At 59.4% G+C, this 11114-nt stretch carries 8 protein-coding genes and 2 pseudogenes; 6 read left to right on the top strand and 4 right to left on the bottom strand.

Annotated elements, in window-relative coordinates; translation table 11 throughout:
• Nucleotides 1-263 precede the first annotated feature (263 nt).
• Nucleotides 264-1295 carry a LacI family DNA-binding transcriptional regulator gene (locus SLT36_RS26445; protein ID WP_027056572.1) on the bottom strand — a complete coding sequence of 344 codons (1032 nt, stop codon included), beginning with the start codon at nt 1293-1295 and terminating at the stop codon, nt 264-266.
• A 318-nt stretch (nt 1296-1613) separates the two neighbouring features.
• Entirely contained in the window at nt 1614-3047 is a 1434-nt protein-coding gene (locus tag SLT36_RS26440; RefSeq protein WP_027056571.1) for a dicarboxylate/amino acid:cation symporter, read from the bottom strand.
• Between the two features lie 274 nt (nt 3048-3321).
• Between SLT36_RS26440 and SLT36_RS26435 the strand changes: the two genes are divergently transcribed.
• From SLT36_RS26435 to SLT36_RS26425, 3 genes and pseudogenes are all read left to right on the top strand, one after another.
• Nucleotides 3322-5175 carry a sensor histidine kinase gene (locus tag SLT36_RS26435; protein ID WP_432288504.1) on the top strand — a complete coding sequence of 618 codons (1854 nt, stop codon included), beginning with the start codon at nt 3322-3324 and terminating at the stop codon, nt 5173-5175.
• The gene (locus SLT36_RS26430; RefSeq protein ID WP_432284998.1) at nt 5172-6539 is read left to right on the top strand and encodes a sigma-54-dependent transcriptional regulator; all 1368 of its coding nucleotides are present in this window, start codon (nt 5172-5174) and stop codon (nt 6537-6539) included. The genes SLT36_RS26435 and SLT36_RS26430 overlap by 4 nt, the downstream gene beginning before the upstream one ends.
• A gap of 66 nt (nt 6540-6605) precedes the next feature.
• Nucleotides 6606-7199: pseudogene (locus tag SLT36_RS26425) on the top strand (IS3 family transposase).
• Nucleotides 7200-7447: 248 nt separating this feature from the next.
• Here SLT36_RS26425 and SLT36_RS26420 read toward each other — a convergent pair.
• Nucleotides 7448-7609 (bottom strand): hypothetical protein, encoded by a 162-nt coding sequence (locus SLT36_RS26420; protein WP_432288537.1) that lies wholly within the window; start codon nt 7607-7609, stop codon nt 7448-7450.
• On the opposite strand from SLT36_RS26420, the gene SLT36_RS26415 reads away from it, so the two are divergent.
• Both SLT36_RS26415 and SLT36_RS26410 read left to right on the top strand, forming a co-directional pair.
• The gene (locus SLT36_RS26415; protein ID WP_432284997.1) at nt 7581-7814 is read left to right on the top strand and encodes a methionine adenosyltransferase domain-containing protein; all 234 of its coding nucleotides are present in this window, start codon (nt 7581-7583) and stop codon (nt 7812-7814) included. The genes SLT36_RS26420 and SLT36_RS26415 overlap by 29 nt on opposite strands.
• Before the next feature lie 133 nt (nt 7815-7947).
• Nucleotides 7948-9114, top strand: coding sequence for an NAD(P)/FAD-dependent oxidoreductase (locus tag SLT36_RS26410; RefSeq protein WP_432284996.1), 1167 nt, complete (start codon nt 7948-7950; stop codon nt 9112-9114).
• Between the two features lie 74 nt (nt 9115-9188).
• On the opposite strand, the pseudogene SLT36_RS26405 reads toward SLT36_RS26410, so the two are convergent.
• Nucleotides 9189-9562: pseudogene (locus SLT36_RS26405) on the bottom strand (IS481 family transposase); the annotation flags it as partial.
• A gap of 498 nt (nt 9563-10060) precedes the next feature.
• Between SLT36_RS26405 and SLT36_RS26400 the strand changes: the two are divergent.
• A complete protein-coding gene (locus SLT36_RS26400; protein WP_432284995.1) occupies nt 10061-11050 on the top strand; it encodes a nodulation protein NodZ in 990 nt (329 codons plus the stop codon).
• The last annotated feature ends 64 nt before the right edge of the window (nt 11051-11114 follow it).

The raw sequence follows: 11114 nt of genomic DNA, 5'->3' as shown, positions 1-11114 counted from the left end.
CGGGCCGCGGGCAAGTGCGGTCCTGGCAAGTTGGGGCGGCGTCATGCGGTCGATCGCAAAGCGGAGCGATGCTTGACGCATGGCTTTCCTTTCTCTTCCATGAAGTGCGGGTCGTCGTTCTCGGCTGACTGGCTTCCGCCGCGCAGCAATCATTCGTTGTTAAACGAGACCGGAATGAGGCAGGTGAGTCAATCAAACTCCCGCTGCTTTTCTTTCATGAATGAAAGGAAATTAGGCTCTCATGATAGTATTTTATCAGTTTTTCAGATGTTTTCCGGCAGATAGATCTCAAACGGCAGAAAAGTCTGCCCAAGCGTCTCCGAAGTGCCGACCTTGATGGCCTGGGCCATCAGCGTCATCAGTTCCTGGCAAAGCAGGCGCTGGGGCGTGGCGACCGACATCGTGATCATGCCATCTGCGAGTGCTGCCCGTGACTCCGGCGTGATCTCGTTAACGATCGCGACGAGACCCCGGCTTTCGCCTTCTTCACGGAGCGCGGAGATCGCTCCCTCCATACCTCCGCCGGCCACATAGAAGCCGGTGAGTTCGGGTTCCCGTTGCATGAGATCCAGCGTGGCCTCGTAGGTGATCTGCCGTGCCTCAAGGTTCACGAGCGGATCGAGCAGCTCGAATGCCGGTGCATTCTCACGGAAATAGGAGCGAAAGCCGACCTCCCGCAGCTCCTGCCCCTGAAAACGGTGGCTGCCGACAAAAACCGCCACCTTGCCCGGCCGTCTTGCGACCTTTGAAAGCATCCACGCTGTCGTCCGCCCGACCTTGCGGTTGTCGAGGCCGATATAACCCTCACGAACACCTTCGGCGAAATCGGAAAGCAGCGAGAAAACGGGGATGCCTTTTGCCTTGAGTTCTTGGACGGCTGCCGTGATCGCCGGATGGTCCGGCGCCACCATGGCGATCGCGTGGCAGCGCGCGCCGAATTCCTTGAGCAGTGGAACAAGGTCGCACGGCATGTGCGACGGCGCGAATTCGATGAGCGAAGTGCCATGGAAGCACTTCGCCGCGTTGACCGCCACTTCGGCCTCACGCGCGAAGCCCTGGTAGAAGTGGTGAGTCGGTTTTCTCAAGATGAAGCCAAGCCGATATTGCGGCAGGTCCGGCTGCAGGCGCTGCTTGATAAGACCTGCGGCGTGATATCCGATGGCCTGTGCGGCCGCTAAGACCCGCTGCGCAGTCTCCTTCCGCACCGGATGACGGGCATTCAGAACTCGGTCAACGGTGGCAACACTTACCCCTGCTTCCCGGGCGATATCAGCAATTATAGGTCGCTTCGCCATTGTTCGAGTCTGATTAAACGACATCAAGAAGAAATCCGGCAAAGGTCGGTTCAGTAAAATCTGTCATTCCTGCATTGATCCTGTTCGCTACCGAATTCTTGTCGTGGCGTGGTGCGAGGTAGAAGCCGAAACGTAGAGCGTGGGCGAATTGTTCAGCCGTGCCGACGGCTCCGATCGAGCTCCGCGCCCGGTTCCACGAACCGTCGCAAACTTCGGAGGCATTAAGCGCATCATCGATGGCTTGTGTGTCGTGACCGGTGCAAGACCTTCGCAAGGCGCAGATGATTTTGCACCCACTGCATTTCGGGTTTCTTGATTTCATCGGCCCGCGAGAGTTTGTTTGGAACCCGCGGCCCGATCGTCCGGCGTTTGGGACCAGCCAGGCGATTCAACCGGCAGCGATGCTGCCGAGTTGCTCGGCGCGGGCGTTATCAGTGGCTGGCCGGTTGATGTCTCGGCAGGCTGGTGGCCGCAGAATGCAGCTTTCAATTGCGCCTGATCCAGTTCGCCTTCCCAGCGGGCGACGACGAGCGATGCCACCGCGTTACCGACCAAATTCGTCAGTGCCCTGCATTCCGACATGAAGCGATCGACGCCAAGGATCAGCGCCATTCCAGCAACGGGAACTGCCGGCACTACGGAGAGCGTAGCGGCCAACGTGACGAAGCCGGCACCTGTGACACCTGCTGCACCCTTGGAGGAAAGCATCGCGACGAGCAGCAGCAGGACCTGATCGCCAACTGACAAATCCGTATTCGTCGCCTGCGCGATGAAAAGGGCCGCGAGGGTCATGTAGATATTGGTGCCATCCAGATTGAAGGAATATCCGGTCGGGATAACCAGGCCCACGACCGAGCGCTTGGCGCCGGCCTTTTCCATTTTCTCCATGAGAGAGGGCAGCGCAGCCTCGGAGGAGGACGTTCCGAGGACCAGCAGCAGCTCTTCCTTTATGTAGCGGATAAGAGAAAAGATCGAGAAGCCGTTGTAGCGACAGACTGCACCGAGAACCCCGAATACGAAGAGGAAGGCCGTGAGATAGAAGGTCCCGACCAGCATCGCAAGGTTGGCTACCGAACCGATGCCATATTTGCCAATCGTGAAGGCCATTGCTCCGAAAGCACCGATCGGCGCGGCTTTCATCAGGATGCCGACCAATTTGAAAACGGGTGCAGTGAGGTCCTGAAGGAAGGAAAGAACCGATTTGCCCGATTCTCCGACCATCGCCAGCGCGATGCCGAAGAGGACGGAGAAGAACAACACCTGTAGAATGTCGCCTTCCACAAAGGCGCCGACAATCGTGGTCGGGATCATGTTCATGAGGAAGCCGGTCACGGACTGCTCATGGGCCTTTGAGGCATAGCCATTGACGGCTTGGACGTCGAGCGAGGTCAGATCGATGTTGAGGCCGGCGCCAGGCCGAATGACATTGCCGACGATGAGGCCGACGATAAGCGCGAGCGTCGAGAAGGTGAAGAAATAGACCATCGCCTTGCCGGCAACACGGCCGACCTTCTGAAGATCGCTCATGCCGGCAATTCCAGTCGACACGGTCAGAAAGATAACGGGCGCGATGATCATCTTGACGAGCTTGATGAAGGCATCGCCGAGCGGCTTCAGGTTTTCTCCGATTTGCGGATAAAAATGGCCAACCGCAACTCCGAGGAGGATTGCGACAAGCACCTGCACGTAAGGCTTGGCAAAAAGGGTCTTGCGGGGTGCGCGCTTTACGCTTGGAGCCAGTGGGGTCAACATGTAAGTTTTCTCTCCCTGACCGGTTTGGGGCGGGCTGTTCCTCCCCGCGGCTTCTCCCATCGCGGCGCCCCGGTCGAACGCTGCTGCGTTGTTGACCGCAAGAGCCGTGCCAAGCCAAGAGAGCGCGGAAATCGCCGGAGCCTCAGGTATCTTCAACAAATCGCGCAGCAAGATTGTGCGGTTTTCCGCACGGATCGCCTTCCCTTCTGGCAGAACCCCGCACTATGGTTCGTCGATGATCGGTTTTAAGAATACGATGGCAGAAGAAGAAGACATGGGTAATGGCGCCTTCCAGCGCGCCCCATTGGTCTTCCCTGGTAGATCCGGCGGTCGATCTCTCTGGCTTGTGGTTTTGCTTGCAATTCTTGGTGCGGCGCTCTGTTTCGTCGTCTTTGCAACGGGACGCATCGCCGGCACCAGAGCAGAGTATGCCCTACGCGACCGTGCTCTTGCCGCGTTCCCGCTTGCAGCCGACAGTTTGAAAGGAGAGATCGAGAAGCAGCGAATGATTCCGCTGGTTCTGGCACGCGACGGTGCCGTTCAGGAGATGCTTCGCAGTCCGAGCACTGCCAACGAAGCCGCGCTTGATGAGAAGCTTCGCGCCATCGCGCGCGACGCCGGCTCTTCTATACTCTACATCATTAATTCTGAGGGCGTAGCGGTTGCTGCGAGCAACGCCGGCGAGCCGACCAGTTTCGTCGGCAGCGATTACCGCTTTCGCCACTACTTCATCGAGGCGATGGCGGATGGCGCGGCTATGCAATATGCGCTCGGCACGGTTAGCGCGCGCCCTGGTCTCTATCTGTCGAGCCGGGTCGATGGGCCGGAGGGGCCGCTCGGTGTGGTTGTGGTGAAGGTGGAGCTCGACCGCGTCGAGTCGCGTTGGCTGGAGAGCGGCTTCGTGGTCTTCACGACCGATGAGCGAGGCGTGGTTCTTGCCACGAGCGTGCCCCAATGGCGTTTTGGCGCTCTCTCACCGCTTTCCGCAAAGGAGAAGCAAACCGCTCGCGATCGTCTACAGCTACCGGGCGTGACTTTCGAGCCGGTGCCGCTTTCCCGCCGCGGCGACAACCTGGTCACCGCAACTCCTGAGAGTCGATCAGCCGGTTTCGTTGCGGTTTCGCAGGATCTCGGCAAAGCAGTTCCGGGCTGGCGCATGTCGTTGCTCATCCCCGCCGACACCGAGATCTCCTCGGCGGTCATGACAGCCCGCGTGACAACGCTGCTTGCCCTCGTTCTCGTTGGATTCGTCATTTTCATCATTGTTCGACGGCGGCGCGCGGCCCGGCAGCGGCAAGAAGTGCTTGTGTTGCTGAATGCGGAACTGGAGCATCGCGTCGAACTGCGCACGGCGGAGCTCCAGAGCTCGAACGCAGCGCTCGCCGGTGAGATCGCCGAGCGAGAGAACGCTGAAGCGAGAGTGCGTCGCCTGCGCGACGAACTCGCCCAGGCGAACCGCTTGTCAATCCTGGGACAGATAACGGCCGGGGTCGCCCACGAGATCAACCAGCCGGTCGCCGCAATCCGCACCTATGCTGAAAATGCCGCGCGTCTTCTAGGGATCGGCCGGTCGCAAGAAACCGCCGAGAATCTGACCTCGATCGTCGCCATGACCGGCAGGATCGGCACGATCACTGAAACGCTAAGGTCCTTTTCCCGCCGCGCCAGCGGATCGATGGGACCGATACTGGCGGACGACGCGATCGACGGCGCTCTGTCGCTTCTTTCAGGCCGAATTCGCGATTCCGGGGTGACGATTGAACGGAAGCGGATCGATCCGTCTCCAATTGTCATGGCAAGCCGCATGCGACTGGAGCAGATACTCGTCAACCTTCTCCAGAACGCGCTTGACGCTCTGAAGGATCAACCGGAGCCCCGCGTCGAGATAGCGCTCGCCGAAAACGGGGAAATGGTCGCTATTTCCCTTCGGGACAACGGCCCCGGCCTTGCCCCCGACATTCGCGGGAGCCTCTTCATGCCGTTCGTTACCAACAAGGAAAAGGGTCTCGGTCTTGGCCTGGTCATTTCGCAAGAGATCGCACGTGAGCTCGGCGGCTCGTTGCGGCATGATGATGCCGGCCACGGGAGAGGGACTTCCTTCACGGTCGAGCTGAGGCGAGCGGCATGAGTGCTGAATCAGGACCGGTCATTTTTATCGACGATGACGAGGATGTGCTTCGCGCAGCCACGCAGATGCTGAAGCTTGCCTCGTTCTCACCGAGCGTGTTCGGTTCGGCCGAGGCCGCACTCGCCAGAATCGACGGGAACTTCGATGGCCCTGTCGTGAGTGACATCCGTATGCCCGGGCTGAACGGACTTCAGCTCTTCGAGCGAGTGAAGGCGATCGACCCGGAAATTCCGGTTGTCCTGATCACCGGGCATGCCGACGTCGAGCTGGCCGTTGCCGCCATCAAGGATGGCGCCTACGATTTCATCTCGAAGCCATATGCGAACGACCGGCTTCTCGTGACGCTGCATCGCGCTTCGGAAAAACGGCGCCTGATCCTGGAAAACAGACGTCTTAGGGATGCGGTTGTCCGATCTGCGGGCGATATCCCGCTGATCGGGGAGGCACCGACCATGATTCGATTGCGCGAAACTCTCCGCCAGATCGCCGATACCGATGTGGATGTCCTTGTGGAAGGCGAGACGGGCACGGGCAAGGAGGTGGTCGCGGATCTGCTTCACCGCTGGAGCAGACGACGCACGAAGCCCTTCGTTGCCCTGAATTGTGGAGCGCTGCCCGAAAGCGTCATCGATAGCGAACTTTTCGGGCACGAGGCAGGCGCCTTTACTGGCGCGCAGAGGCGCAGGACCGGTCGCATCGAGCATTCGAACGGAGGGACGCTCTTCCTCGACGAAATCGAGTCGATGCCGCCAGCACTCCAGGTGAAGCTTCTGAGGGTGCTTGAGACCCGGCAGATCACGCCGCTTGGCACGAACGAAACCCGCAGCATCGACCTTCGTGTCGTGTCGGCTACCAAGGCCGATCTCGGCGATCCGGCCGCCCGCGGAGATTTCCGGGAAGACCTTTATTTCCGGCTGAATGTGGTGACGCTCCGCATCCCGCCGCTTCGCGAAAGGCGCGAAGACATCCCGATGCTCTTTGGGCATTTCCTGGAACGCGCCTCCAAACGCTTCAGCAGGCCAGTTCCGGACATAAGCGCTGGCGTGCGCGATCGCCTCGTGAGCCACAATTGGCCCGGCAATGTCCGTGAACTCGTGCATTTCGCCGATCGCGTTGCATTGGGACTTGAAGGGCTAGGCACGCCCATTGCATCAGGTCGAAAGGAACAAGCGGTATCAAGCCTCCCCTTGTCCGAGAAGGTCAGCCTTTATGAGGCGACTGTCATCCGCGATGCCTTGCAGGAATGCGGCGGCGACGTGAGGCGCACGATCGAAGTCCTGGGAGTTCCCCGCAAGACCTTCTACGACAAGCTGAAACGACATGGGATAGACGCGGCCGATTATCGAAAAACCGCCATTGGCTGAAGCCTTCTTGCTCGCATGTCGCGGAAAAGAAATTTCGCCATTCTCGTCCGACTCAAAGGATGCACTATGGGCCAGGTTCTGCATGGAGCGCCACAACGACAGAGGCGATCCGTCGAGCGATACAACATAGTGAAGCGAGCCTGAGGTCGCTTTCGAAGCGCTATGGCATCAACCCCAAGACGGTCGCGAAGTGGAGAAGCGGAATTCGACCCGATCTGTCCGCCGGCCCCAGGGAGTCGACAGTTCTGTCTGCCGAGGAAGAGGACCGTTGTTGTGGCCTTCCGCCCCAACAGGCTGCTGCCGCTCGACGATTGCCTCTACGCGTTGCAGCCGACGTCCCGCATCTGACGCGCTCTTCATTGCACCGCTGGCTGCAGGCAAGCATCGGCCGATTGCCAGATGTCGACGGCGACAGGCCGGCGAGAAGAGTCGAGAGAATGAACCGGACCATCAAGACGCAACCGTCAAGCGCTTCCACTACGACGATCGCGACCAACTGCGTCGGCATCTTGCCGACTTCGTCGCGGCCTACAATTTCGGCCGCAAGCTGAAGACCCTCAAGGGCCTCACGCCCTGCGAGTTCATCTGGAAGGCATGGGCTTCCCAGCCCGAGCGTTCACTTTCAATCCGCTCCAGCAAATGCCGGGACTAAACATTTAGCAAATGGCGGATGAGGTGCACGATGCAAGTTAGCACGTCGCCTGGGGAACGGTGCGCCGATCGCCTCCCTCTTGGCCAACCAGTTCCAGCTTGCCTTACCAGGCCCCCGCCAATCTCGTTGCGTTCTTGTTTAGCGTTGCAACAGATCCTTCAAAGAAATTCATGGAATCTTTGCGAGCGCAAATCGCTGTCAATGGTACGCTCATCACAACTTTCGAGATCAGTGGCGGCAGAAATCTGGTGTCGTTTTATGTTCCGCCGCCAAACAGCATACGATACTCGATATTGGCTACGACGACGATGCCATCGGCTTTGATGGCCGAAGTTGCGCCGTCGTTCAGGCTCTCACTGGGCAGTCGCCCGACATAAGCCAGGGCGTTGATGAAGGACGATGGCAGGATCTCGAGCAAGGGCGGGATCAGGGCCTCATGTTTGGATTCGCATGTTTTCGATCTCCGACCGAAAGGCATCATCAAGATGCTTGATCTCTTACGCCCGATATACCGCAAGACGGGGACATACGGAAACTTCGGCCGTGAAGAGCCTGAGCTCACCTGGGAGAAGACGGACAAAGCCGACGACTTGCTGCGTGAAGCAGGACCGGCAGCTGCGTGAGGGCCGCTGGATCAAGCGCATGCGGCAACCCATTTCAACTCGCTAGGCCCGCGCCCGGCCGCGGCACGCGCTTCGACATCATGCTGACGGCTGTGTGATCGACACGGGCGGTTACCGGAAAGGCGACAAAAAAGTGCGTTACGACATCGTCATCATCGGCGGGGCCATCGTCGGCTCCTCGATCGCCTATTATCTGCGTGAGGAAGGGTTTTCCGGTTCGATCGCGCTGATCGAGCGCGACCCGCAATTCGCCCATGCGGCAACGACGCTGTCCTGCGCCTCCATTCGCCAGCAGTTCTCGATCCCGCAAAACATCCGCCTGTCGCAGTTCACGCTGAAACTGTTCCGGCGGCTGAAGGAGGAATTCGGCGCGGACGCCGACATCGGTTTTCGCGAGGGCGGTTATCTGATCCTGGCAGGCGAGAACGGGCTGCCGATCCTGAAAGCCAATCACGACGCGCAGATGGCCGAGGGCGCTGACATCGTGCTAGAGGACGCCGACCAGCTTACGCGCCGCTTCCCTTGGCTGTCGACCGAAGGTATATCCGCCGGCGCCTATGGCCGCAGCGGCGAAGGCTGGTTCGACGCGCATGCCATGCTGACGCTGTTCCGCAAGGCGTTGCGCGGCAAGAACGTGGACTTTATGACCGCCTCGGTCATCGGCATCGAGCGGCGGGACGACCGGGTGACAGGCGTCAGCCTCGACAATGGCGAGACGATCGAAGCCGGCACCGTCATCGATGCCGCCGGGCCGAATGCCGGCAAGGTCGCCGCTCTCGCCGGGCTGGCGCTGCCGGTCGAGCCGCGCAAGCGCAATGTCTTCGTCTTCGAGGCGCGCGAAAAATATGCCGACATGCCGCTGCTGGTCGATCCCTCCGGCATTTATGTTCGGCCGGAAGGCTCGGTCTATCTCACCGGCGGCGCCGAGCCGGAAGAGGGCGACGGCCCGGCCGATCCCAAGGATTTCGAGGTCGAGTGGCCGCTGTTCGAAGAGGTGATTTGGCCGGTGCTGGCGACCCGCATTCCGGCCTTCGAGGCCATCAAGCCTACCCGCGCCTGGGCCGGGCACTACGATTACAACACGTTGGATCAGAACGCGGTGATCGGCCCGCATCCCGAAGTCGGCAATTTCCTCTTCGCCAACGGATTTTCAGGCCACGGTCTGCAGCAGGCCCCGGCGGTCGGCAAGGCGCTGGCCGAGCTTCTCGTGCATGGCCGGTACAGGACGGTGGATTGCTCGGCGTTTGGGTACAGCCGCGTCGCGGAGGGGCGGGCGTTTAGGGAATTGAATGTGATCTAGCAACACCGGCGCCGCGACGGTCTCCTTTGGTGCCGGCGGGACAGAGGGGGCGCGAAGGTTTGCGACAGGCGGTGCCGCGGTACAAAGGCCTTGATGTTTAGCTTGCCCTGTTCGGTTGGGACCTCCGCAATATCAATGTGGAAAAAGCCGATGCTTGCGCTGCAGACATCGGTGCAATGAAGAGCGCGTCAGATGCGGGATCGTCGGCTGCAAGGCGTAGAGGCATTCGTCCAGCGGCAGCAGCGTGTTGCGGCGGATGGCCACAACAACGGTCCTCTTCTACGGCAGACAGAACCTTCGGTCTCGTCTCCCTGGGGCCGGTGAGCAGATCGGCGGTCTAACTCCGCTCCTCCTCTTCGCATAGCGCTTCGAAAGCGACCTCAGGCTCGCTTATCGCTCGACGGATCGCCTCTTTCTTTGTGGCGCTCCCATGCAGAACCTGGCCCAGTCGAAGCTCAATCTTCTTGCCCGCACACAGAGGAGATCGTTGGGATCGTGGCCGCGGCCCGCGCTCATGGCCGGCTCACTTAGGTCGATGCTGCGTGCTGTCACCGTGAGGTTCCGCTGGGTTGGCGGTGCGTCGAGCACAACGAGAGGTTCACAGCCAACGCCCTGGAACCCATGTCACTAGTCATCCATGGCGTGGATGCGTTTCATCGAAACAGACGATTTTACCGATGTTACGGCGCGTTGCATAGAAAGAATTCAAGAATGTAAGCAGCCTTAGGGAAAGTGGTTGATGTTTGCGTTGGCTCCGAAGAGCATTTTCTGGTCTGCGCCGAAGACCAGCCCAGGCGCGCGTCCATCGCGGCCAGGCACTTCTGCGATAGACGCAAGCTACATCGCATTGGCGCAGCACGACAAGCTTCCCCGAATTGCGCAGGCGCTTGCCGCAAAGGCAGCAGCAAAGCTGAGGCTTGTGGTGTTCTGGAGAGAGGCAATTTAGATGCTTGTTGATCGCTCAAGGAACGATCGGTTCGTTGTTTCTCGACGGCGCACGGGTCTCGGTGATTGCCTGTGGTCTCTCGCGTCGGCTTGGGACTACGCACATCGGACGGGACGAGCTTTAGCAATAGATTGGCGCGGCTCTTGTTACCTTGACAACCCGTTTGCGAATGCCTTTCCAGCTTTCTTCAAGCCAATTGAGGATATCGGTGGTGTACGGGTCATTTGCGATGACCAGATCAACCACGTCTCATTCCCTGGTCCCTTCTTCCCGTCGTGGTGGAACAAGCCATCCATCGACAGCGTGTACCGTCCGGATGAACAGATTTTCCAAGAACGTGACGAGCTTAACGATCTTTTCCAGGCCCAAGATGATTGTGAAGCCAACACGGTAGTGTGTGATGCTTGCTTGATGTGGCGCTGCGATGAAAAGGCCGAGCGAACCATATTTAGGAGCATCACACCGAGGGTCGAAATTGAGGATCGCATTGAAGCGCTCTACCAGGAACATTTTGACGGGCACAGCATAATTGGAGTCCATGTCCGCCACGGCAACGGCGAAGATATTATGGATCACGCACCTTACTGGGCTGATCCGAAGGTTGCCTTAGAGCAGGTATGCACTGCCATCCGTATGGCCAAGGCGCAACCGCATTCAAGACCTGTAAGGGTGTTCTTGTGTACAGACAGCGCCAAGGTTGTTGATCACCTGTCGGGCGTATTTCCCGAACTTTTCACCGTCCCAAAACGCTTCCAGGCGGATCAGGCCGGCCCCTTACACAGTGCAGCACTGGGCACCGACGGGGGTTTTTCCGCTCTCGTTGAGATGTATCTCCTCGGTCGATGCGACACTGTTATTCGCTTTCCTCCGACTAGCGCCTTCACCCGCTATGCCCGCCTCTTCGTGCCACGAATTGTCGAATTCGATTTGAATGACCCGCGTCGTTTGATCTTGATCGACAACTCTTTCGAACGTTCCCCGGCTCCATGAAAGGCTGGCATCCCGCTCGAACTCTCCCTTGCCTTCGCGCAGAGGCCCCCGTTCGCCCTGCTCA

The organism is Aminobacter sp. BA135 (assembly GCF_050859125.1).
In the GTDB taxonomy this organism is placed as follows: domain Bacteria; phylum Pseudomonadota; class Alphaproteobacteria; order Rhizobiales; family Rhizobiaceae; genus Aminobacter; species Aminobacter ciceronei.
Note: the sequence above shows the minus strand (reverse complement) of the source record. Positions and strands in the feature narration are given on the sequence as shown.